The 22,258-nt window shown below is 68.5% G+C and carries 22 protein-coding genes; 4 read left to right on the top strand and 18 right to left on the bottom strand.

All coding sequences use genetic code 11. The features are described 5' to 3' along the window. Positions 1 to 196: 196 nt before the first annotated feature. Both IE302_RS25995 and IE302_RS25990 read left to right on the top strand, forming a co-directional pair. Entirely contained in the window at positions 197 to 1,936 is a 1,740-nt protein-coding gene (locus tag IE302_RS25995) for a glycerol-3-phosphate dehydrogenase/oxidase (RefSeq protein WP_191257096.1), read from the top strand. A gap of 98 nt (positions 1,937 to 2,034) precedes the next feature. Then, on the top strand, positions 2,035 to 3,498 hold the full coding sequence (locus IE302_RS25990) for a benzaldehyde dehydrogenase (protein ID WP_191257095.1): 1,464 nt from the start codon (positions 2,035 to 2,037) through the stop codon (positions 3,496 to 3,498). A gap of 138 nt (positions 3,499 to 3,636) precedes the next feature. On the opposite strand, the gene IE302_RS25985 is transcribed toward IE302_RS25990, so the two are convergent. The 5 genes from IE302_RS25985 to IE302_RS25965 all read right to left on the bottom strand — a co-directional run bounded on the left by IE302_RS25985 (position 3,637) and on the right by IE302_RS25965 (position 7,345). Continuing rightward, entirely contained in the window at positions 3,637 to 4,167 is a 531-nt protein-coding gene (locus IE302_RS25985; RefSeq protein ID WP_191257094.1) for a GNAT family N-acetyltransferase, read from the bottom strand. Positions 4,168 to 4,189: 22 nt separating this feature from the next. Further along, positions 4,190 to 4,564 carry a DUF1707 SHOCT-like domain-containing protein gene (locus IE302_RS25980; protein WP_191257389.1) on the bottom strand — a complete coding sequence of 125 codons (375 nt, stop codon included), beginning with the start codon at positions 4,562 to 4,564 and terminating at the stop codon, positions 4,190 to 4,192. 41 nt (positions 4,565 to 4,605) lie between these two features. Next, positions 4,606 to 5,070: a DUF1707 SHOCT-like domain-containing protein gene (locus IE302_RS25975; protein ID WP_191257093.1), complete on the bottom strand. Its 465-nt coding sequence runs from the start codon at positions 5,068 to 5,070 to the stop codon at positions 4,606 to 4,608. A gap of 46 nt (positions 5,071 to 5,116) precedes the next feature. Then, positions 5,117 to 6,910 carry an acetyl/propionyl/methylcrotonyl-CoA carboxylase subunit alpha gene (locus tag IE302_RS25970; RefSeq protein ID WP_191257092.1) on the bottom strand — a complete coding sequence of 598 codons (1,794 nt, stop codon included), beginning with the start codon at positions 6,908 to 6,910 and terminating at the stop codon, positions 5,117 to 5,119. 150 nt (positions 6,911 to 7,060) lie between these two features. Then, on the bottom strand, positions 7,061 to 7,345 hold the full coding sequence (locus IE302_RS25965; RefSeq protein ID WP_191257091.1) for an SAV_915 family protein: 285 nt from the start codon (positions 7,343 to 7,345) through the stop codon (positions 7,061 to 7,063). Positions 7,346 to 7,428: 83 nt separating this feature from the next. On the opposite strand from IE302_RS25965, the gene IE302_RS25960 reads away from it, so the two are divergent. Beyond that, positions 7,429 to 8,112: a hypothetical protein gene (locus tag IE302_RS25960; protein WP_191257388.1), complete on the top strand. Its 684-nt coding sequence runs from the start codon at positions 7,429 to 7,431 to the stop codon at positions 8,110 to 8,112. Positions 8,113 to 8,192: 80 nt separating this feature from the next. Here IE302_RS25960 and IE302_RS25955 read toward each other — a convergent pair whose 3' ends face one another. Beyond that, positions 8,193 to 9,581 carry a dicarboxylate/amino acid:cation symporter gene (locus IE302_RS25955; RefSeq protein WP_191257090.1) on the bottom strand — a complete coding sequence of 463 codons (1,389 nt, stop codon included), beginning with the start codon at positions 9,579 to 9,581 and terminating at the stop codon, positions 8,193 to 8,195. A gap of 100 nt (positions 9,582 to 9,681) precedes the next feature. Continuing rightward, positions 9,682 to 10,311 carry a Maf family protein gene (locus IE302_RS25950; protein ID WP_191257089.1) on the bottom strand — a complete coding sequence of 210 codons (630 nt, stop codon included), beginning with the start codon at positions 10,309 to 10,311 and terminating at the stop codon, positions 9,682 to 9,684. Between the two features lie 166 nt (positions 10,312 to 10,477). Between IE302_RS25950 and IE302_RS25945 the strand changes: the two genes are divergently transcribed. Continuing rightward, the gene (locus IE302_RS25945) at positions 10,478 to 12,283 is read left to right on the top strand and encodes a glycoside hydrolase family 3 protein (protein WP_191257088.1); all 1,806 of its coding nucleotides are present in this window, start codon (positions 10,478 to 10,480) and stop codon (positions 12,281 to 12,283) included. Between the two features lie 163 nt (positions 12,284 to 12,446). Here the strand turns inward: IE302_RS25945 and IE302_RS25940 are convergent, their stop codons facing one another. The 11 genes from IE302_RS25940 to IE302_RS25890 form a co-directional block, all read right to left on the bottom strand. Continuing rightward, on the bottom strand, positions 12,447 to 14,060 hold the full coding sequence (locus tag IE302_RS25940; protein ID WP_191257087.1) for a DHA2 family efflux MFS transporter permease subunit: 1,614 nt from the start codon (positions 14,058 to 14,060) through the stop codon (positions 12,447 to 12,449). Continuing rightward, positions 14,041 to 14,667, bottom strand: a complete 627-nt coding sequence (locus tag IE302_RS25935) for a PadR family transcriptional regulator (protein WP_191257086.1) — start codon at positions 14,665 to 14,667, stop codon at positions 14,041 to 14,043. The genes IE302_RS25940 and IE302_RS25935 overlap by 20 nt, the downstream gene beginning before the upstream one ends. A 304-nt stretch (positions 14,668 to 14,971) precedes the next feature. Then, the gene (locus IE302_RS25930; RefSeq protein ID WP_191257085.1) at positions 14,972 to 15,292 is read right to left on the bottom strand and encodes a hypothetical protein; all 321 of its coding nucleotides are present in this window, start codon (positions 15,290 to 15,292) and stop codon (positions 14,972 to 14,974) included. Next, a complete protein-coding gene (locus IE302_RS25925; protein WP_191257084.1) occupies positions 15,289 to 15,498 on the bottom strand; it encodes a DUF397 domain-containing protein in 210 nt (69 codons plus the stop codon). Before IE302_RS25925 ends, IE302_RS25930 begins: the two co-directional genes overlap by 4 nt. A 197-nt stretch (positions 15,499 to 15,695) precedes the next feature. Continuing rightward, a complete protein-coding gene (locus IE302_RS25920) occupies positions 15,696 to 16,529 on the bottom strand; it encodes a helix-turn-helix domain-containing protein (RefSeq protein WP_191257083.1) in 834 nt (277 codons plus the stop codon). A gap of 120 nt (positions 16,530 to 16,649) precedes the next feature. Continuing rightward, entirely contained in the window at positions 16,650 to 16,868 is a 219-nt protein-coding gene (locus tag IE302_RS25915; protein ID WP_191257082.1) for an acyl-CoA carboxylase subunit epsilon, read from the bottom strand. Further along, on the bottom strand, positions 16,865 to 18,502 hold the full coding sequence (locus IE302_RS25910; protein ID WP_191257081.1) for an acyl-CoA carboxylase subunit beta: 1,638 nt from the start codon (positions 18,500 to 18,502) through the stop codon (positions 16,865 to 16,867). The genes IE302_RS25915 and IE302_RS25910 overlap by 4 nt, the downstream gene beginning before the upstream one ends. 215 nt (positions 18,503 to 18,717) lie before the next feature. Further along, positions 18,718 to 19,380 (bottom strand): response regulator, encoded by a 663-nt coding sequence (locus tag IE302_RS25905; protein ID WP_191257080.1) that lies wholly within the window; start codon positions 19,378 to 19,380, stop codon positions 18,718 to 18,720. Further along, positions 19,377 to 20,528 carry a sensor histidine kinase gene (locus IE302_RS25900; RefSeq protein ID WP_191257079.1) on the bottom strand — a complete coding sequence of 384 codons (1,152 nt, stop codon included), beginning with the start codon at positions 20,526 to 20,528 and terminating at the stop codon, positions 19,377 to 19,379. The genes IE302_RS25905 and IE302_RS25900 overlap by 4 nt, the downstream gene beginning before the upstream one ends. Positions 20,529 to 20,596: 68 nt before the next feature. After that, positions 20,597 to 21,415, bottom strand: a complete 819-nt coding sequence (locus IE302_RS25895) for an SRPBCC family protein (RefSeq protein ID WP_191257078.1) — start codon at positions 21,413 to 21,415, stop codon at positions 20,597 to 20,599. Positions 21,416 to 21,467: 52 nt separating this feature from the next. Beyond that, entirely contained in the window at positions 21,468 to 22,238 is a 771-nt protein-coding gene (locus IE302_RS25890; protein ID WP_191257077.1) for an NAD(P)H-dependent oxidoreductase, read from the bottom strand. Between the last annotated feature and the right edge of the window lie 20 nt (positions 22,239 to 22,258).

The following is a 22,258-nucleotide window of genomic DNA, read 5'->3' as shown; positions in this document are numbered from 1 at the left end:
CACGGTGTGCTACGGCGCCCTTGCCGACCCACGTCCGACGCACGTTACCGTCGCGTATTTGTTCCTTCCAGGCGTTGAGCGGACGAATTCTTTCAAGATCGACGAGGGTTACGCCACACGTGTCACCCGCATAACGGACCCGTCGCGGCCGATCGTGCGATGCTGGAGCCACAGCGGCATCAAGGAGGAATGTCACGTGGCAAGCTCTCAGCGCGAAGCCGAAAACAGCCCCGCCAGGCTGGGACCGCTCAAGCGGGAAGAGTCGTGGCAGCGGCTGGGTGAGGACAAGTTCGACCTCGTCGTCATCGGTGGCGGAGTGGTCGGGGCGGGCACCGCGCTCGACGCCGCCACGCGTGGTCTTCGGGTCGCCCTGGTCGAAGCGCGCGACCTCGCTTCGGGGACGTCGAGCCGGTCCAGCAAGCTCTTCCACGGCGGGCTCCGGTACCTCGAACAGCTGGAATTCGGCCTGGTGCGGGAAGCTCTGCGGGAACGCGAGCTGATGCTGACGACGATCGCGCCGCATCTGGTGAAGCCGGTGAGCTTCCTGTACCCGCTGACCCACCGGATCTGGGAGCGTCCGTACACCGCGGCCGGCCTGCTGATGTACGACACGATGGGCGGCGCGCGGTCGGTCCCCGGCCAGAAACATCTGAGCCGCGCGGGGGCGCTGCGGATGGTCCCGGCGCTGAAGCGGTCCGCGTTGATCGGCGGGATCCGTTACTACGACGCGCAATCCGACGACGCGCGGCACACGATGACCGTCGCCCGCACCGCCGCGCACTACGGCGCCGTGGTGCGCACCTCCACCCAGGTGGTCGGTTTCCTCCGCGAGGCGGACCGCATTTCCGGCGTTCGCGTGCGTGACGTCGAGGACGGCCGCGAGACCGAGATCCACGCGTCCGCGGTGGTCAACTGCACCGGCGTGTGGACCGACGAGCTGCAGCGGCTTTCCGGTGGCCGCGGCCGGTTCCGCGTCCGCGCGAGCAAGGGCGTGCACATCGTCGTCCCGCGCGACCGGATCGTCTCGGAATCGGGCATGATCCTGCGCACCGAGAAGTCCGTGCTGTTCGTCATCCCGTGGCGCAATCACTGGATCGTCGGGACCACCGACACCGACTGGAACCTCGACCTCGCGCATCCCGCCGCGACGAAGCACGACATCGACTACCTCCTCGAACACGTCAACACCGTGCTCGCGACACCGCTGACGCACGACGACATCGAAGGGGTCTACGCGGGACTCCGGCCTTTGCTCGCCGGGGAAAGCGAAGAGACGTCGAAGCTTTCGCGTGAGCACGCGGTCGCGCGGGTCGCGCCGGGACTGGTCGCGATCGCGGGCGGCAAGTACACGACCTACCGGGTGATGGCGGCCGACGCCGTCGACGCCGCGGCCGTCGATCTCCCCGGCAGGCCGCAGTCGTCCATCACGGACAAGGTGCCGCTGCTCGGCGCGGACGGCTATCACGCGCTGGTGAACCAGGCCGACCACCTGGCTTCCGAGCACGGGCTGCACCCATACCGCGTCCGTCACCTGCTCGACCGGTACGGCTCGATGGTGCACGAGGTCCTCGCGCTCGGCGAGGGACGGCCGGAACTGCTGAAGCCGCTGGAGCACGCTCCGGACTACCTCGGCGTCGAGGTCGTGTACGCGGCCAGCCACGAGGGCGCGCTGCACCTGGAAGACGTCTTGGCCCGCCGGACGCGGATCTCGATCGAGTACGCGCACCGCGGCGTCGACTGCGCGGCTCAGGTCGCGACGCTGGTCGGCGAAGTGCTCGGCTGGTCGAAGGATCAGGAGAAGCGCGAAGTCGAGGTGTACACGGCGCGGGTCGACGCGGAACGGGAGTCCCAGTCGCAGCCGAGCGACGAGGCCGCCGACGCGCTGCGTTCGGCCGCGCCGGAAGCCCGGACGGGGATCATCGAACCGGTGAGTTGATCGTTCCTGCCGCGTGGTGTGCCACGCGCGCAGAGATCGTTGCCTGATCGAGTGAATCTGGCATAGCGTCGGCCCTCCCCGACCTGGAAGGTGGCGCAGTGGTTTTTCTCGACTCGTCGACGTGGACGGACCGGATCTTCGCCGGAGGCTCGTGGGTTCCCGGTACCGGCGGCACCCGCGAGGTCACCGAACCCGCGACGGGCGCGGCCTTGGGAAGCATCGGGATCGCCTCGGCCGAAGACGCCGCGAAAGCGGCGGAAACCGCGGCCGAGGCGCAGCGGGCCTGGGCGGCGACACCGCACGTCCAGCGCGCCGCCGTCCTGCGCAAGGCGGCCAGGCTGTGGTCCGAGTACGCCGACGAGATCCGCTGGTGGAACGTCCGCGAGGTCGGCGCCGTGCCGGGCGTGGCGGGCTTTTCGCTGCATGTCGCGGAACAGGAGTGCTACGAGGCGGCGGCGCTGCCCGGCCGTCCGTACGGCGAACTCCTGCCGAGTGAGGAACCGCGTCTTTCGATGGCGCGCCGCGTCCCGGCCGGTGTGGTCGCGGTGATCTCGCCGTTCAACATGCCGATCATCCTCGGCATCCGTTCGGTGGCCCCGGCGCTCGCGCTGGGCAACGCGGTCATCCTGAAGCCGGACCCGCGCACCGCCGTCACCGGTGGCGTCGTGCTCGCGCGAATCTTCGAGGAAGCGGGCCTGCCGCCGGGTGTACTGCAGATGCTGCCGGGCGGCGCCGACGTCGGCGAGACGCTGGTGACGCATCCGGCGGTCCGGGTCATCTCGTTCACCGGCTCGACCGGCGCCGGACGCAAGGTCGGCGAACTCGCCGGAAAGCATCTGAAGCGGGCACATCTGGAGCTGGGCGGGAACTCCGCGCTCATCGTGCTCGACGACGCGGACGTCGACGAGGCCGCCGGTGTCGCCGCGTTCGGTTCGTTCTTCCACCAGGGCCAGATCTGCATGACCACCGGACGGCACCTGGTGCACGAGCGGCTCTACGACGATTTCGTCGAGCGGCTGGCGGCGAAGGCGGCCGCGTTGCGGGTCGGCGACCCGGCGCGGGACGAGGTCGCGCTCGGGCCGATCATCGACGCCGGGCAGCGGGACAAGATCCACGAACTCGTCACCGCCAGCGTCTCGGCGGGGGCGCGGGTCGCCGCCGGCGCCGAATACGACCGGCTGTTCTACTCCGCGACGGTGCTCGCTGACGTGCCGCCGACGGCGCCCGCTGTCGCCGAGGAGATCTTCGGCCCGGTCGCGCCGGTCGTGCGGTTCTCCGACGCGGAGGAGGCCGTCCGCCTCGCGACGGCGAGCGAATACGGGCTCTCGCTGGGGATCGTCACCCGCGACGTCCTCAAAGGCCTGGAGCTGGCCGACCGCGTCCCGACCGGGATCGTGCACATCAACGACCAGACCGTCTCCGACGAGGCGAACAGCCCCTTCGGTGGCGTCGCCGCTTCGGGCACCGGAAGCCGCTTCGGCGGCGCGGCGGCGAACATCGAGGCGTTCACCGAGACCCGCTGGGTCACCGTCCGGAACCCACCCCCGACCTACCCCTTCTGACCCCACGCATTTCGTCCTCTGAATGCGGTAGTCGGTGTCGCCGACCACCGCGTTTCGTCCTCTGGATGCGGTGGTTCGTGACGCGTACTACCGCATTCAGAGGACTAAACGCGTCGCGATTAGCCCGCTAAACGCAGGTCAGGCGGTACGGCGCCAGCGGATGAGGCGTTCCCCGGTCGGGGCAGGTTCCAGTTCGGGCCCGATCAGGGTGAACCCGCATTTGCGGGCGACCGAGGCCGAGACCTGGTTCGTCTCTTCGTAGCGGTAGCTGACCTCGCGCAGGCCGAGCCCGCCGAAACCGAAGCGCAGGGCCGCGTTGAGCGCGGTGCTCGCGACGCCCTTGCCCCGCGAGGCCGCGCGCACCCAGACCGACGCCTCCGCGTAGCCGACGTCGAGATCGAGATCCCGCAGGCCGACCTCGCCCAGCAGATCCCCGGTCGTCGGCTCGGCCACCGCCCAGGAGCAGCGTTCGTCGCCGGCCCACTGCGCCGCGCGCAACGCGACGTACTCGGTCGCCTCGTCGAGGTCCCGCAGGCGATAGTTCAGGACGTACTTGCGGTGCGTCGGGTCGGCGAAGGCCGCGACCAGCGCCGGACGGTCGTCGAGCGCCTTGTCCGCCCGCAGCTGCCGCAGGTAGTACTCGCCCGCGTTGATCTCCACCGGTTCCACCCTTCGAGGGTAACCGGAGCCTTCAGCGGCGGCGGCTCATGATCAGCGCGACCGCCAGCGGGAGCAGGAAGACCAGGAACGTGCCGCGGGTGAAGAAGAACAAGGCGATCGCGACCGCCGCGGCGATCGGCACGGCGCTGGCCGTCAGCCACTTCGACGGCTGGACGTCGTTCTTCGCCGACGCTTGGGCGACGCCGGGCATCGGCGGCAGGGGGAGCAGGGCGCTGGGACGGGGCGAGGGCAGGTCCGTGAACAGCGGTTCCAGTTCGCTCGCCATCCTCGCGGCGCTGATCTTGGCCGAGCGCGAACCGAACTCGTCGAGGTCGAGTCTGCCGGTGCGGACATGCTCTTCCAGCGCTTCGAGCGCGTCTTGGCGTTCGGCGTCGCTCAGCCGCATGTCCGGTCTCTCGGCACTCACGTTCCGAGTCTACGGGCGGATCAGCCGTCCAGTTCCCGTCGACGCTGCTTCCCGAGCTTCTTGTGGGCGTTCTCCCAGCCTTTGCCCCAGAGACCTTCACCGGCGACGCTGATCCCGATCGGGATGGCGATCAACCACCAGCTGGCGCCGGTGCCGATGATGAACACGATGGTGACGATGAACAGGAGCGGCAGCAGCGCGCCCATGACCCGCTGCGTCGACGAGATGCCCGCCCACGGCGACGCCGGTTTCGCCGGTTCGCTCACGACGGTCTTGGGCGCGTCGTATCCCGGATGCGGTTCGGGCAGGTCGAGGAAGACCTCGGACAGCTCACCGCGGGTCTTGGCCGCGGTGATCCGGGCGGACCGCTCACCGAACTCGTCGATGTCGATCCTGCCCACGCTCATGTGCTCGCCGAGCGCGGTCAGCGCGGACTCGCGATCCTGATCACTGATCCGCAGCTGCGGAGACGGAACCTCGCTCACCCTTTCGAGGATAGGCCGAGCGAGGCCCCGGCAACCACGACATTCGTCAGTCTTTCAGCTCGAACAGCTGCGTTCCCTGCGTCACAGCGGCGCCGACCTCGACCGAAAGGCCGGTCACGGTACCCGCTTTGTGCGCGGTGACCGGGTTCTCCATCTTCATCGCTTCGAGCACGACGACCAGCTCGCCCGCCTCGACCTGCTGGCCCTCTTCGACGGCGACCTTGACGATGGTGCCCTGCATCGGCGCGGTGACCGCATCGCCGCTCACCGCCGCCTTGGTGCCGCCCGCGCGCTTGCGCGGCTTGGCCTTGACCGCGGTCCCGCCGCCGCCACCGGCGTCGAGCGAGAACCCGCCGGGCAGCGACACTTCGAGCCGACGCCCGCCGACCTCGACGACGACGTTCTGGCGGGGCGCCTCTTCCTCGGCCTCGGCGGCTTCGGGAGCGACGAACGGCTCGATGGTGTTCTCGAACTCGGTCTCGATCCAGCGGGTGTGCACACTGAACCCGTTCTCGTCGCCGATGAACGCCGGGTCGTCCACGATCACGCGGTGGAACGGCAGGACCGTCGCCATGCCGTCGGCGACCATCTCGGCCAGCGCCCGGCGGCTGCGCTCGAGCGCGTTCTGCCGGTCCGAACCGGTGACGATCAGCTTCGCGAGCATCGAGTCGAACTGGCCGCCGATGACGCTGCCGGACTCGACCCCCGAATCGACCCGGACTCCCGGGCCGCTCGGCGCGACGAACTTCGTCACGGTGCCGGGCGCGGGCAGGAAGCCGCGGCCGGCGTCCTCGCCGTTGATGCGGAATTCGATCGAGTGGCCCCGGGGTTCCGGGTCCTCGGTGATGCGCAGTTTCTCGCCGCGCGCGATGCGGAACATCTCGCGCACGAGGTCGAGGCCCGTGGTCTCCTCGGAAACCGGGTGCTCGACCTGCAGTCGCGTGTTGACTTCGAGGAACGAGATCGTGCCGTCGACGGCGACGAGGTACTCGACGGTGCCGGCGCCGTAGTAACCGGCTTCCTTGCAGATCGCCTTCGCGGACTCGTGGATGCGCTTGCGCTGCTCGTCGGTCAGGTACGGCGCGGGCGCCTCCTCGACCAGCTTCTGGTGGCGGCGCTGCAGCGAGCAGTCGCGGGTGCCGACGACGATCGCGTTGCCGTGCTGGTCGGCGAGGACCTGGGCCTCGACGTGACGCGGCTTGTCCAGGTAGCGCTCGACGAAGCATTCGCCGCGGCCGAAGGCGGAGATCGCCTCACGCGTCGCGGATTCGAAGAGCTCCGGGATCTCCTCGCGGGTGCGGGCGACCTTCAGGCCGCGGCCGCCGCCGCCGAACGCCGCCTTGATCGCCACCGGCAGGCCGTGCTCGTCGGCGAAGGCGACGATCTCGTCGGCGTTCTTGGCGGGGTCCTTCGTACCGGGCACGAGCGGGGCCCCGGCGCGCAACGCGATGTGGCGCGCGGTGACCTTGTCGCCGAGGTCGCGGATCGCCTGCGGGCTCGGCCCGATCCAGGTCAGCCCGGCGTCGATCACCGCCTGCGCGAAGTCCGCGTTCTCGGACAGGAACCCGTAACCGGGGTGGACCGAGTCCGCGCCCGAGCGCTTCGCGGCGTCGAGCAGCTTGTCGAAGACGAGGTAGCTCTCGGCGGCGGTGGTGCCGCCGAGCGCGAAGGCCTCGTCCGCGAGACGGACGTGGGGTGCGTCACGGTCCGGATCGGCATAGACGGCCACGCTGGTCAGCCCGGCGTCCTTCGCCGCCCTGATCACCCGTACCGCGATCTCCCCGCGGTTCGCGATCAGGATCTTGGTCACCGGACCACCTGTGCCGGCCTGCTCGGTCACGCCGTACCTCCTGCGTTCGCACGTCGGGCCGCCCCGATGCGGCTCCGCAGCAGTTTACGGAAGTTCCCGCCCCGATTAGTGAGAGCAAGGCCACCCGGTGACATCTGTTTATATCAGCGTCTCGCGGTGCCGCGGTTCTCCTATCAGGCCTTACACGAGGGCTTCGCGGTGTCGCAGTTCTTCCGGAAGGTCGGAATCCAGCACGATCAGGTCGTACGGCTGGGTCTGGTAGATCCGGCCGAGGTGCTCCGCCTTGACCAGGGCCCACGGCTGGTGCGGGCCGCAGCATTCGACCAGGCGCTGCACCGAACTGAAGGCGACCAGCGCCATCCGGCCGTCCTTGGTCGCGCGGAGTTCGATCTCGGCACTCGTGAAGTCCTTCGGCTTTTTCGCCGTGGGGAGGAACAGGGCGTTGGGCAGTCCGGGGTTCGTCACAGGAACAACATAGACGTGCACTCTGTGCTAGATCACTTACGCTCTCGGATATGCGGACTCAGGAAGCGCGGGCATCGCGATCCGTGCTGTTCACCGCGCTGCTGGCGGTGGTGGTGACGGCGGGCGTCATCGTGGCCGTGATCCTGCTCCGCCCGAAGGCCCCGACACCCGGTGGAGCGCCTGGCGCCTACCCGGTGCCCGAACCCGGCCCCGCCACGCCCGGAGTCAACTGCGGTCACTCGGCCTGCCGGGAGATCGGCGCGATGACCGTCGGCGGGGTGCCCGTCGTGCTGCTGGCCGACGAAACCGGGAAGCAGGGCGTGGTCAAGATCGGCGCCGACACGGTGATCCCGCTGATGATCAATGACATGGGGGTCACCCTCAAGGGCGATTCTTTGCGCTGTGTCGACGGCGCGACGCCGGTCTGCCTGGTGCGCGGTGAAACGGGAGGCGGCTCGGCGGGCGAACTGTTCGTCTCGCGCGGCGGGATCTGGCGGGACACCGGGAAGCCGTACTTCTCCGACGCCGGCACGGTCGCGCTGAGCGACGTGACGGCCGACGGCGTCGCGGACGTCATCGTCGTGCGGCACGAATGCCCCGGCGCGCAGTCCGGGTCGGCCCGGTGCGCGGCGGCGCCGGTGCTCGCGGAGGTCTACGACGTCGGCCGCGGCTCGGTGGGCTGCACGCGGCGGTACACCGCGCCTTCGGAACTGAAGGGGTGGCCGGACGTGAGACTGACGAAGGCGGAGCTGCGCCCGTGCCCCTGAGCCCAGCCCAGCCCAAGTACATGAAGGCCCCTTCCTTGCGACAGGCGCAAGGAAGGGGGCCTTCATGTACTCACAAGGACTTACTGAGCGCCGGCAGCGGCGGGCTCCTTCTCCGAATCCGAAGCAGAAGCCGAAGGAGCAGTGGCCGCTTCGCCGTTGTCAGTGGGCGAAGGGTCCGTCGGCGAGTTGAGCACGTCGTCGTCCAGCAGGCCTTCGCCGCGGGCGACGACGACCGGCACGACGATCTGGCCCGCGACGTTGGTCGCGGTCCGGATCATGTCCATGATCGGGTTCACCGAGTAGATCAGCGCGATCCCGAGCGCCACCTGCTGCGCGTCGAGCCCGATGAACGCGGTGGTCAGGGTCAGCGCGGTCAGCCAGCCGGTGGTGCCCGCGGTGGCCAGCGCGCCGAGCACGGCGACCACGACGATCCCGAGGTACTGCCAGAAGTTCAGCGAGACACCGGACAGGTTCGCGATGAAGATCGCGCCGATCGCCGGGAACACCGCGGCGCAGCCGTCCATCTTCGTGGCGCTGCCCAGCGGAGTCGCGAAGGCGGCGTACGCGGGCTGGACGCCCAGGTTCACAGCGGACTGCCGGGTCAGGGGCAGCGTCGCGGCCGAGGACTGCGAAGCGAACGCGAACTGGATCGCCGTACCCGCCTTCGAGAAGAACTTCAGCGGGCTGACCTTCGCCACGAACTGGAGCAGGATCGGGTAGACCACCAGGAGCACCACGAAGCAGCCGACGTACACCGCGAGAGTGGTGGTGAGCAGCGGCCGGAACAGGGCGTCACCGTAGTTCGAGACCGCGGCGCCGATCAGGCCGATGATGCCGATCGGGGCGAGCCGGACGATCCAGCCGAGGTAGCGCTGGATGATCTCGAAGACGCTGGTGGTGAAGTCGACGAACGGCTTGGCCTTGTCGCCGAGGCTGTAGGCGGCCGCGCCGATCAGCACGGCGAGGAACAGCACCTGCAGCGTCGAGCCCTCGGTGAAGGCGGTGAAGAAGTTCTTCGGCAGGAAGCCTTCGACGAAGGCGCTCCAGGAGCCCCAGTTGTCGACGCTCTTGGTGGCCTTGTCGGCGTTCTTCGCGGTCGCCGCGACACCTTCGCCGAGACCGCCGCTGCCCGGGTTGAACAGCTTCGCGACGGCGATGCCGATCAGCGACGCGATGAACGAGGTGATCGCGAACCACAGCACGGTCTTGCCACCCAGCCGGGCGGCCTTCTTGCCGCCGCCGAGGTTGCGCAGGCTGTTGATGCCGACCACGATCGCCGTGAAGACCAGCGGGATCACCGCGATCTGCAGCAACGTCGTGAAGATCGTGCCGATCTGGTCGAGCAGGTCGGTCAGCCAGCTCGCCTCGGTCGACCTGGCGAGGACGCCGAGCAGGGCGCCCACGACGAGCGAGCCGAGGACAGCCGCCGCGAAGACCCTTGGCCTGGTGTAGGTCCGAATGAAAGACACGGGGCGACTCCGGTGCGTGAAAGTTTCCTGATTGGCCGAACGTGAAGAACGTTCGGCGAACCAGGACTCTTCCGGATCACCCGATCGTGTGGGAGCTGTCTCAAGATGCGGGACGGGTCCAGAGATCGATGACACTCACGCCGACCTCGGTCAGCAACCGCCGGGTCAGCGGGAGGCTGATCCCGATGACGCTCGAGAAATCGCCGTCGATTCCCTCGATGAACCAGCCGCCGCGACCGTCCAAGGTGAAGCCACCGGCGACCTGAAGCGGTTCGCCGGACGCGATGTACGCCTCGATCTCTTCCTGTGAAGGTGTGCCGAAGCGAACAGTGGTGCCTTCGGTCCCGGAGGCTTCCTTCGTCCTCGCGCCGTTCTCGACGCGGATGATCGAGTGGCCGGTGAGAAGTTCACCGGTCTTGCCCGCCATCGACGCCCAGCGCTCGCGCGCGGCCTCGGGCGTGAGCGGCTTCCCGACCATCTCGCCGTTGATCGACAGCATCGAGTCGCAGCCCACGATGACCATGTCGGCGTGCGTTCCGGCGAGCGTCTCGTAGACGGCTTCGGCCTTCGCGACGGCGAGTGCGCGGACCAGCTCCACCGGGGCCGGATCGGTCAGGGACGCGGCCACCGCGTCCTCGTCGACGCCGGAGACGACGACGCTCGGATCGAAGCCGGCGGAACGCAGGACACCGAGGCGGGCGGGGGACTGGGAAGCGAGGACGAAACGCACCTCCGGAAGGTACTCGACGGTCCTCCGTTGCCCGATTGTGACCTGGAACACCCGGACGTGGAGCTAGTTTGTTGTGGCGCGCAACATATGGATCGTTCGAGCTACGGAGGAACCAATGTCGTCCCGCCTCCGCGTCAGAAGATCACTTCGCACGACGCAAACCACAGTGCTCGCAGGCCTGCTCGTGGCCGGTTCTGCCCTTGCGCCGATGGCGTCGGCCAGCCCGGCGCCGCTGTACAAGAACCCTCACGCTTCGACGTCCGCGCGGGTGAACGACCTGCTCAAGCGGATGAGTCTCGACGACAAGATCGGCCAGATGACGCAGGCCGAACGCGGCGCGGTCACCCCCGAGGGGGCCGCCGCGCTCAAACTGGGGTCCCTGCTGTCCGGCGGCGGTTCGGTACCCGCCAGCAACACGCCGACCGGCTGGGCCGACATGGTCGACTCGTACCAGAAGGCCGCGGTTTCGACGCCGCTCGGCATTCCCACGCTTTACGGCGTCGACGCCGTGCACGGCCACAACAACGTCTACGGCGCGACAATCTTCCCGCACAACATCGGTCTCGGCGCCGCCGGTAACCCGCGCCTGGTCGAGAAGATCGGCCGCGCGACGGCGCTGGAAGTCGCCGGAACCGGTCCGCAGTGGGACTTTTCGCCGTGCGTTTGCGTCGCCCGCGACGACCGTTGGGGCCGGACTTACGAGTCCTTCGGCGAATCCCCGCGTGACGCCATCGCCAACGCGTCGGCCATCACCGGCCTGCAAGGACGCAGGCTGGGGGAGAAGCCGGGTTCGGTACTCGCGACGGCGAAGCACTACATCGGCGACGGCGGCACGACGAAGGGCGTCGACCAGGGCGATACCGAGATCAGCGAACGCGAACTGCGCCAGATCCACCTGCCGCCGTTCCGCGAGGCGATCGACCGCGGCGTCGGCTCGGTGATGATCTCGTTCTCCAGCTTCCAAGGGGTGCGCATGCACGCCCAGAAGTACCTGATCACCGACGTCCTCAAGAAGGAACTGCGGTTCCGGGGGCTGGTGATCTCGGACTACAACGCGATCAACCAGATCGACGGCAAGGAAGGCTTCACCCCCGAGGAGGTGCGGCTTTCGGTCAACGCGGGCATCGACATGTTCATGGTCCCGTGGGACGCGCCGCAGTTCATTTCCTACCTCAAGGCCGAGGTCCAGGCGGGCCGGGTCTCGCGCGACCGGATCGACGACGCGAACCGCCGCATCCTGGCGCAGAAGTTCGAGCTCGGCCTGTTCGAGCACCCGTACACCGACCGTTCCCTCCAGAAGACGTTCGGCGGCAAGGAACATCGCGAACTGGCCCGGCAGGCCGTCCGCGAATCCCAGGTGCTGCTGAAGAACGACGGTGTGCTGCCCTTGGCGAAGAAGGACAACAAGATCTTCGTCGCGGGCAAGAACGCGAACGACATCGGCAACCAGGCGGGCGGCTGGACGCTCACCTGGCAGGGCCAGAGCGGTCCGGTCATCCCGGGCACGACCATCCTCGACGGCCTGAAATCGGGCGCCGGGAAGGGAACCACGGTGACCTATGACCGTGCGGGTAACGGAATCGACAAGAGCTACCGGGTCGCGGTCGCCGTGGTGGGCGAAACGCCGTACGCCGAAGGGCAGGGAGATCGTCCGAACGGCTTCGGGCTCGACGCGGAAGACCTCGCCACGATCGCCAAACTGAAGGGCTCCGGCGTCCCGGTCGTCGTGGTGACCGTGTCCGGCCGCCCGCTCGACATCGCCGCGCAACTGCCTCAGTTCGACGGCCTCGTCGCCGCGTGGCTCCCCGGTAGCGAAGGGGCCGGTGTCGCCGATGTCCTCTATGGCGACTACAACCCGACCGGGAAGCTGACGTTCAGCTGGCCGGCCAGTGCGGCGCAGGAACCGGTGAACGTCGGTGACGGCAAGAAGGCGCTGTACCCGTACGGCTACGGGCTGCGGTACCGGCGCTAGACCTCCGCCCTCCCGCGGATGAGATGAACGGTCCTTTCCTTGCCAATTTCGCAAGGAAAGGACCGTTCATTGCGCCGGTGGTGGGCCCGCCCGATGTCAGGAAAGGGCCGTTCAGGACGAAAAACGTCAGGAAAGGCCCTTTCATGACACTCGCGGCAGAGGGTCAGGCGGCGCTGGCGACGGGTTCGGGGACAGGGGTGTGCGGAGCGCGAGAAGCCGGACGCCGCATGGTGAGCGCGGCCAGCACGCCCAGCAGCAGTACCGCCGCCGGGAGCAGCAGCGTCACCCGCGCCGCGTCGGTCAGTCCATTGTGGACGACGTTGAGCGCGAGCCGCTGAGCCTGTTCGGCGACATCGGAAGGCAGGCCGGGCAACGTCGCGGGCCCGGACGAGCCGAACTCCCCGGTCGATTCCGCGGCCTTCGCGATGCCTTCCGTGAACGGCGCCCGGTACTGCTCCGGCAACGCGTTCGCGGCGGTCGCCGCCTCGTCGGCGATCGAAGCGCTGATCCGCGCCTGCAGCAGCACGCCGACGGCGGCGCTGCCGAGCACCCCGCCGACCTGGCGGGCGGTGTTGAAGATGCCCGACGCGGTCCCGACGAGCCGCGGTTCGACCGAACTCATCGCCAGGTTGCCCATCGGCGCGAAGATGAACCCGATACCGGCGCCCGCCACCAGCAGCGCCGGGGTGAGCGTCCACGCGTTCGCGCCCGCCCGGGCGATCAGCGTCACCAGCACCATCCCCGCGGCCAGTGCGGTCAGGCCGATGATCAGCAGGATCTTGCCGTTGACCTTGTCCGAGGCGCGGCCGACGAACGGGCCGATCATGCCCGCCAGCAACGACATCGGCGCGAACAGCAGACCGGACATCGTCGGCGACTCGCCCAGCACGGCCTGGATGTAGATCACCAGCGGCAAGAACATGCCGGTCATCGCGAAGCCGACGGTGACCGAGGTCAGCGTCCCGGCGGAGAAGTTGCGGTTTCCGAACACACCCAGCGGCAGCAGCGGTTCCTTGTGGTTGAACCGTTGCCACGCCACGAAAGCGATCAGCAGGGCGACGCCGAAGCCGATGATCTCGAAGACGGTGATCGGCCCGAACACCCGGCCCCAGTCGTAATGCTGGCCGTTCTGGACGCCGTAGACGACGCAGAACAGCCCCGCGCCGGACAGCAGGATTCCCGGCACGTCGAAGGAATGCGAGTGCTTCGGCTGCCAGTCCGGCACCTTGAGCAGCGCCAGCGCGAGCGCGACCACGCCGACCGGCAGGTTGACGAAGAAGATCCATTCCCAGCCGAGGTGGTCGACGAGGACGCCGCCGAGCAGCGGCCCGACGATGGCCGCGATCCCGGCGACCCCGCTCCAGAGGCCCATCGCGGGTCCGCGCTTCGACGGCGGGAACAGGTGGCTGATGAACGCCAGGGTCTGCGGCGTCATCAAAGCGGCGCCGAGGCCCTGCACCGCGCGGGCGGCGATGAGCATCTCGACCGAGCCGGACAGGCCGCACCACAGCGAGGCCAGCGTGAACACCACGAGCCCGGCCAGGTAGACGCGCTTCGGGCCGAAGCGGTCACCGAGGCGGCTGGCGAACAGCATCGGTACCGCGTAGGTGAGCAGGTAGACGCTGATCACCCAGACGATGGCGTTCAACCCGGCGCCGAGTTCGCGCAGCATCGCGGGAATCGCGGTCGAGACGATCGTGGTGTCCAGCAGGATCATGAAGAAACCCAGGCACAGCGCGGAAAGCGCGGCCCAGGGATTAGCTTGTCTTGCGTTCATCGCTGTCTTCCTCGGTGACCAGGTTCAGGTGTGGCTTGCAGTGGCCCTGGAACCGGATACGGCCGGATTCCAGGTCGTCGAGCAGTTTTCGGGTCCACTCGAGCTCGAAGGCCCGCCGCGCGGTGGCGTAGGACCAGTCGAGCCAATAGACCTCGGGGAGTTTGTGTTCGTTGACCAGGTTTTCGAGTACGACCTGGTCGGAGGCGACGGAGGCCTGCAGCCGCAGCACGCGATGCTTGAGCTGGGCGATCGACATCTCCGGGCCCAGTTCGTCGATGACGGCGAGCGCGCTGAGGTACTCGGGGTACTCCTCGGCCGGGGTGCCCAGCATGTCCTGCGCGCGGTCGACGAACTCGTCGCGACCGGCCTCCGTCATCGCGTACACGGTGCGCTCAGGGCGCTTCCCGTCCCGCTGGGTCTCGACGGCTTCGACAAAACCGTTCTGCACCAAGCGATCCACCGTGTGGTAGAGCGACCCGGCCTTCACCTTGACCCGGGTGCTGACGTACCGCTCCTTCATCAGCTGTGCCATCTCGTAGGGATGCATGGCCCGCTCGTGAAGGAGTTCCAGCACCGCCATGGCGAGCGGGGTGAGCTTCGCGGCCATGGGTGTTCCTCCTGGGAGATTCCTTGTCGATTATTCCACGTGGAATATAAGTCAGAACCCAGGTCGTCTTCAAGTGATTCCTGCCTGCGCGCACGCTGATCGCATCTGCGTACAGTGTGCGCAGATGGGTGCAAGGTACGAGCGAGCGAGAGGGATCGAAACGACCGAGGCGATGCGGCGGCGCCGGGAGACCGGCGTCCCCGACAAGGCAGGAAGCGGGGGTCTGCCTACCGGCGGGAAGGTGTGGTCGTCACGGTGACCGAAGACCTGAAGCCGAGGTATGCCCCCAGGACGGCGGAGACGCCTAATTCAGCGGTCTCGGCCCGATTTCGCGCTCGAGGAAGCGGTGGTACTCGATGGCCGCTACCGAATTCTCGAGCTGTTCGAACGTCGGCGCCGGCAGCGCGCCGTTGAAGACGATCGTCAGGCTCTTGCGCGGGATGTTGATGACGTACGGATCGACGTCGAGCGCTTCGCAGTACTCGCGCAGGACGGCGATCCAGTGGTCCAGGTCTTCGTTCTCGCCGAGGTGTTCCCACCGTGCGACGATCCAGTTGCCGTTGATCAGCTGGCCCGCCATCTCCTGCGGATGGTGGACCATGTACGGCTCGGCGACGTCGTTCATCGACCGAGGTGATCGAGGAGCGCGGTGAAGGACGCGGCCGGGAGGACCAGGATCGGCCGGGTCTCGTCCGGCAGCGCCCACTGTTTGGTGTCGCGGATGCCGACGACACCGGGCGCGCCGCCGATCTCGACGCAGGCGTTCTCTTCCCAGTGCGTGTAGCTCGACTTGTGCCAGCCGGTCAGGTTCTCGTGCCAGGTGGTGGTCATAGGAGGGCCTTTCCCCAGTGACTGTTTCGGCAAGTAGACGGGTTGCGGCGCAGCAAGGTTGGCGATATCGGGTGATCTGTTCCGAATGGTCGGTGAACGGCTCGGCCGATCGCGTTCGGCGCACGAAAAGGGACCTTCACCGACAGCCGCTTTACTCACGATGCACTCTCAGGGTGCATAGCGCAAAGGGTCTTTGGTCACCGAAGTGGTTCGACCGCGAGCTTTCGGTAGTCGGCCGCGATCCGCGCCAGATGAGAGCAGGCGACGTCGCCGTACGTGGCGTAGCGCTCGACTTCGGCGAAGTTCTTTTCGTAGTCGGCGACTTCGCGTTCGTCCGTGACGAGTGCCGTGGCCGTCTGCGTCCCGAGAAGCACCGCGCGCGAGTCGTAGATGTCGAAACCGTGGAGGACGGGGACCGACACCGCCGTGGTCCACGGGATCACGCCGAGGCGCACCCGGCCGCGGCACGACAGCTCGATGAGGTGGTCGAGCTGGGCCTGCATGGTCGCCGCCCCGCCCATGTTCCAGCGCAACGCGCCTTCGGTCACCACGAAGTGGAACTCACGGTCGGAGTCGAGGATCCGCTGGCGCTCCAGCCGGGCGTCGACCGTCTGGTCGCGTTCGGTGTCCGGCAGGGAGTCGCCGAACAGCGCGGTGATGTAGGCGCGGGTCTGGAGCAGGCCGAACACGATGGTCGGCTGGAAACTCCGGATGCGGGCGGACGCCGTCTCGATCTTGCCGATGCGCTGCTGCATCCGCCAGGCACCGCGCTGGAAGACGACCCGGGCCGACGACGCCTCCTCACGGAGGTCCCGCGTGATCGCGACCAGTTCCCGCCGGATCTTCGCGGGCGCCCGATAGGCCCGGCACAGCGCGACGACCTGTTCCTCGGTCGGCATGAACGCGCCGGTTTCGACCCGCGAGACCTTCGACTGACTGAGGCTCGTGAGCCTCGCCGCCTCGGTTCCGGACAACCCGGCGGCCTTGCGCAGACGGCGCAATTCGGCGGAGAGCTGGTCTTGGTTCGTCACGCACGGCTTTCTGGGGCGATCGCGGATACCGAAGACCTGGCGAACCGGACGAGCCGGACAGCCAGTTCCGCAACGATAGCCCGCGAAAGCCCGATCCGCGCGGTCGTGGAATAGGCCGATTCAGCGAGGAAGTGCCGAGGCCCGCCAGGCGCCTTCGCCGGGGGCGAGCGGGGCCCGCACGAGCGAGGCCTTGTCCGCCCACCACGACTCCCGCTTCGGCGCCGGTTCCGGTGCCCGCGCGCTCGCCGCCGCCGCGACGACGGCGGTCAGCGCGGCGAGTTCGGCGTCGCTCGGATCGCCCTTGACGACCCGCAGCAGCGGCGTTTCCGGCGCGCTCACAGCGGGATGTTCCCGTGCTTCTTGGGCGGCAGCGTCTCCCGTTTGCCCTGGAGCAGCGAGAGCGCCTTCGCGATGTGGCCGCGGGTGTGCGCGGGCACGATCACCGAGTCGACGTAACCGCGCTCGGCCGCCGCGTACGGGTTCAGGAGCGTGTCCTCGTACTCCTGGATCAGCTCGGCGCGCAGCGCGTCGACGTCCTTGCCGTCGGCGGCGGCCGCGGCGAGGGTCTTGCGGTGCACGATGTTCGCCGCGCCCTGCGCGCCCATGACCGCGACCTGCGCGGTCGGCCAGGCCAGGTTGATGTCCGCGCCGAGGTGCTTCGAGCCCATGACGTCGTACGCGCCGCCGTACGCCTTGCGGGTGATGACGGTGACGAGCGGGACGGTCGCTTCGGCGTAGGCGTAGATCAGCTTCGCGCCGCGCCGGATGATGCCGTTCCACTCCTGATCGGTGCCGGGCAGGAAGCCCGGGACGTCGACGAAGGTCAGCACGGGGATGTTGAACGCGTCGCAGGTGCGCACGAACCGCGCGGCCTTCTCGGACGCGTCGATGTCGAGGCAGCCGGCGAACTGGGTCGGCTGGTTGGCCACGATGCCGACGCTGCGCCCGTCCACCCGGCCGAAGCCGACGAGGATGTTGGGCGCGAACAGCTCGTGCACTTCGAGGAAGTCACCGTCGTCGACGACGCGGTTGATGACCTCGTGCATGTCGTACGGCTGGTTCGGCGAGTCCGGGATCAGCGTGTCGAGCTCGCGGTCGGACTCGGTGACGTCGTCGAAGAACCCGCCCGGCGCCGCGTCGGTCTCGAACAGCGGAGCCTCGGACAGGTTGTTCGCCGGGAGGAACGAGAGCAGTTCCTTGACGTAGGCGATGGCGTCCTCGTCGTCGGAACCGAGGTAATGCGCGTTGCCCGAACGGGTGTTGTGCGTGCGCCCGCCGCCGAGTTCCTCGAAGGAGACCTCTTCGCCGGTCACGGTCTTCACGACGTCGGGGCCGGTGATGAACATGTGCGAGGTCTTGTCGACCATCACCACGAAGTCGGTCAGCGCCGGGGAGTAGACGTGCCCGCCCGCGTTGGCGCCCATGATCAGCGAGATCTGCGGGATGACGCCGGACGCCTTGACGTTGCGGTTGAAGATCTCGCCGTACAGCCCGAGCGAGACGACGCCTTCCTGGATCCGCGCGCCGCCGCCCTCGTTGATGCCGACGATCGGGCGGCCGGTCTTGATCGCCAGGTCCATCACCTTGACGATCTTTTCGCCGTACACCTCACCGAGCGAGCCGCCGAAGACGGTGACGTCCTGGCTGAACACGCACACCGGGCGGCCGTCGACGGTCCCGTAGCCGGTGACGACGCCGTCGCCGTAGGGCCGGTTCTTCTCCTGGCCGAAATTGACCGAGCGGTGCTTCGCCAGCTCGTCCAGTTCGACGAACGAGCCCTCGTCCAGCAGCAGGTCGATCCGCTCGCGGGCGGTCTTCTTGCCCTTGGCGTGCTGTTTCTCCACCGCCCTCGCGGAACCCGCGTGCACCGCCTCGTCGTACCGGCGGTACAGGTCGGCCAGCTTGCCGGCCGTGGTGTGGATGTCCGGTTCGTTCTCGGGCGGCGTCCCGAGCGGCTCCGTCGCACTGCTCATGAAACCGCAGCCTAGCTACTCGACGGTCACTTCGCGTGTGGCGTAGGCAACGTCCTTCGGCGGAGGGAAGGGCGTAGGGGGAGAGGGAGGCGGCGGCGGGGAGAAGGGAGGGGCGGCGGGCCCAGCTCGGTAAAGGTGGTCGTGAGTGGTAAGTGTCGTTAGAACGACACTTACCACTCACGACCACCTTTACCGACGCCTCTCCCTCTCACTCTCTAGACCGACGCCCGCACCAGGCCGGACTCGTAGGCCGCGATCACCAGCTGAGCCCGGTCCCGGGCCGCGAGCTTGTGCAGGAGATGGCTGATGTGCGTCTTCACCGTCGCCAGCCCGAGGTGCAGCGTCCCGGCGATCTCGTCGTTCGACAGGCCCCGCGCGATCAGGCCCAGGACCTCCCTCTCGCGCGTGGTGATGTTGTCGAGTGACGCCGCGACGCGCTGGCCGGGTTCGGGCAGCCGGGCGAACTCGGCGATGAGCCGGCGCGTGATCGACGGCGCGAGCAGTCCTTCGCCGGCCGCGACGACCCGGATCGCGGTCAGCAGCTCGGCGGGCGGGGTGTCCTTCAGCAGGAATCCGCTCGCCCCCGCGCGCAGCGCCGAATAGACGTAGGAGTCGAGGTCGAAGGTCGTCAGCATCAGCACGTGGACGCCTTCGGTGGCGTTCGACGCGCAGATCCGCCGGGTCGCCTCGATCCCGTCCATCTCCGGCATGCGGACGTCCATCAGCACGACGTCGGGGCGTTCCTTCTCGGCCAGTTCCACCGCTTCGGCACCGTCGCCCGCCTCCCCGACGACTTCGAGGTCCGGGGCGCTGTCCACGAGCACGCGGAAGCTGCCGCGCAGCAGCGCCTGGTCGTCGGCGATCAGTACGCGGATCATCGTGTCCCCACTTCCTTGGCGGCGTACGGCAGCCGCGCGTACACCCGGAATCCCCCGGCGGGCAGTGGTCCCGCTTCGAAGTCACCACCGTAGACCGCGACGCGTTCGCGCATGCCGATCAAACCGTGGCCCCCGGCGGTCGCGGGCGAGCCTTCGCCGCGGCCGTCGTCGACGATCTCGACGCTGACCTCGCCCGGTTCCTCGGTGATCGTGATCCGGCAGGCCGACGGCCCCGCGTGCTTCACGACGTTGGTCACTGCCTCCTGCGTGATGCGGTAGACGGAAAGCGCGACGCCCTCGGGCAGGTCGTCGATCAGCTCGCCGGTCAGCTCGACGCGCACCCCGGCCTGTCCGGCGCGTTCGGCGAGCGTCCGCAGGTCGGAGAGTTTCGGCGCGGGGCCGAGCGCGGCCTCGGGAGTGCCGTCGCCGGAGCGCAGGACGCCGAGCATCCGCCGGAGTTCGACGAGGGTTTCGCGGCTGGTGAGTTCGATGACCCGCAACGCTTCCCGCGCCTCTTCGGGTTGCTCCTGGGCGACGTGGTTGCCGACGGCCGCCTTGACCGCGATCAGGCTCATGCTGTGCGCGACGACGTCGTGCATCTCGCGGGCGATCCGCAGGCGTTCATCGGAAACGGCCTGATCGGCCTGGGTCTCAGCGAGTTGGGCCAGGTTCGCGCGCCGCTGCCGCGTCATCCAGCCCAGCGCCCACGAGCCCACCACCCCGCCGCCCGCGAAGGCCGTCGACGCGATCGTGTTCGGCCCGAGCCGCAGGAGTTCGAAGATCATGACGACGACCAGGCCGAGGCCCATCGCGATCAGCGAACGGATCCGATGGTGTTCCAGCGCCACCGTGTACAGGGCGCATCCCGTGGCCAGCAGCGCGGCCGGGCCCAGCCCGTTCCCGGCGAGCAGGCCTGGGACCAGGCTGCCCAGGCCCAGGCCGTAGGCGACCAGGGGCCGGTGACGGCGGAGCGCGATCGCGAGACCGCTGGCGGCGACCGTCGCCCACGCGAGCCACAGCGGGAGGGCGACGAGGAACGTCCAGGTTCCCGCCGACAGGTTCCCGCCGACGGCGACGACGAGAACCAACGCGAGGAGCGCGTCGATCGTGTTCGCGACGCGGCGGGAGAGCCCCGACGGTTGTTTCATACGGAAAACCTAGCCGGACGGACGGGGCGGCCGCGTCCATCCGGTGGAGGTCATCCCCTGGGTGGAGATCAGCTTCCGTGCGCCGCCGCGAAGAACTCCTTCAGCTTCTCGCGCCAGTTTCGCAGCGCCTCGGGCACGACGTCTTCGTGTCCGGCCGGGACGGTCTGGGTCACCTCGACCATGGTGCCTTCGAGGTCGGAGTGGGAGAACTCCCAGCGGACGACGCCGCCGCGCGGCAGGGAGAACTCCAGCAGCCGCGGCGGTTCTTCGCGGGTGACCGTGCCCTCGGTCTTTTCGGCGATGAGAAGGGCCCAGACCTCGTCGAGGGGTTTCCAGACCAGGTCGCGGCGGAAGCGGATCACCTTGCCGTCGCCGGTTTCCAGGACTTCGCCGTCCGCGAGCCCGAACTCCTCGACGTACGCCTCGATGGGGCCGACCCAGTCCTTCGACTGCTCGTACTCTTCGCCGTCGAGCGAGGCCGTGAGCGCGATGAGGCAGCTGTCCCAGCCGGCGGCGGTGCGGCCCGCCGCGATCCTGGCGATGGCGGGTTCCCCACGGCCGAACGTATGCGTGAACAGCAGCCGGCTGCCGTCACCGTCCGGGCTGATCTCCCAGCGCAGCACGTCGTCGTTCCAGCTGAACGCGAACACGCGAGGCTCGTCGGCTTCGAGGACCTCGCCCGTCGTCGGGGTCTCTTCGCCCTCGAAGGTGAACTCGATGGTCCCGCCCGGTCGCAGGTCGACGACGACCGCCGCGGGGAACCATTTCGCGAGCTCCGACGGTTCGGTGACGGCCCGCCAGACGCGCTCCGGGCGGTGCGCGAGACGGCGTTCGAGCCGCAGTGCCGGACGTTCCCCGACGGTTTCCAACCGGGCGCGAGGGTTCACGGTTACCTCCTAATGTGCCTCAGGGGGAATATAACCGTGACGTGATATTAGGTCAACCGCCGAGGTGGACGCCGAGGCCGCTCCGGCCGGGCGCGAGGTCGTCGCGCAGAACGAGATGGTCGTCGTAGTCGCCGCCGTTCTGATGGCGGAACGGGATCGGGTCCTGGGTGGACAGTGTCCGCAGGCGCTCCCGCAGCGCTTCCGCGGCGGCGTCGTACTGCTCGGCCGAGAGGCGGTCGGCGCCGCAGATCGTCAGCGGAGGAAGGACGGACATTCCCGTGTACCACAGGTTTCCGTGCTGCAGCGGGAACAGGATTTCGTTGATCTCGCCGTTGACGCCGCGTGGTCCGATCGCGGCCTCCGGCGTGCCCGTGGTCAGGACGACCATGGCGCGTTTCCCGGCCAGCGCGCCTTCGCCGTAGCGGGCCGTCCGGCCGTCGGGACGCTGGACGCCGTACGCGAAACCCTTGACGAAGACGCGGTCGAACCAGCCCTTGAGGATGGCGGGCATTCCGTACCACCACAGGGGGAACTGGACGATCACGGTGTCCGCCCACGCCAGTTTTTCGTGTTCGGCGCGGATGTCGGCGCTGAGTTCACCTGCCTGGAACGCGTCCTTCGACGTCGGGGCGACGAACAGCCGGTCGCTTCCGGCGGCCGAGCCGAAGTCGTCGGCGGTGACGACGGGGTTCCATTTCATCGCGTACAGGTCGGATTCCCGGACGTCGGCGCCCTGCGCGCGAAGGGCGCGCACGCCCTCGTCACGCAGCGAGCCGCCGAGGGAACGGGGTTCAGGGTGAGCGAAGATCCACAGCACGTTCATGTCCTCACCGTCGCGCGGCC

This window comes from Amycolatopsis oliviviridis (assembly GCF_014654365.1).
Lineage (GTDB): Bacteria > Actinomycetota > Actinomycetes > Mycobacteriales > Pseudonocardiaceae > Amycolatopsis > Amycolatopsis oliviviridis.
The sequence above is the reverse complement of the archived record's forward strand: the minus strand, read 5'-3'. Positions and strand labels throughout refer to the sequence as shown.

Bases quoted from the DNA above. Each gene is read 5' to 3' on its own strand.
- IE302_RS25980 (WP_191257389.1), bottom strand. From the start codon at position 4,564: ATGCGGCTGAGCGACGCCGAACGCCAAGACGCGCTCGAAGCGCTGGAA.
- IE302_RS25940 (WP_191257087.1), bottom strand. From the start codon at position 14,060: ATGAACGCAAGACAAGCTAATCCCTGGGCCGCGCTTTCCGCGCTGTGC.
- IE302_RS25935 (WP_191257086.1), bottom strand. From the start codon at position 14,667: ATGGCCGCGAAGCTCACCCCGCTCGCCATGGCGGTGCTGGAACTCCTT.
- IE302_RS25930 (WP_191257085.1), bottom strand. From the start codon at position 15,292: ATGAACGACGTCGCCGAGCCGTACATGGTCCACCATCCGCAGGAGATG.
- IE302_RS25925 (WP_191257084.1), bottom strand. From the start codon at position 15,498: ATGACCACCACCTGGCACGAGAACCTGACCGGCTGGCACAAGTCGAGC.
- IE302_RS25910 (WP_191257081.1), bottom strand. From the start codon at position 18,502: ATGAGCAGTGCGACGGAGCCGCTCGGGACGCCGCCCGAGAACGAACCG.
- IE302_RS25905 (WP_191257080.1), bottom strand. From the start codon at position 19,380: ATGATCCGCGTACTGATCGCCGACGACCAGGCGCTGCTGCGCGGCAGC.
- IE302_RS25900 (WP_191257079.1), bottom strand. From the start codon at position 20,528: ATGAAACAACCGTCGGGGCTCTCCCGCCGCGTCGCGAACACGATCGAC.
- IE302_RS25890 (WP_191257077.1), bottom strand. From the start codon at position 22,238: ATGAACGTGCTGTGGATCTTCGCTCACCCTGAACCCCGTTCCCTCGGC.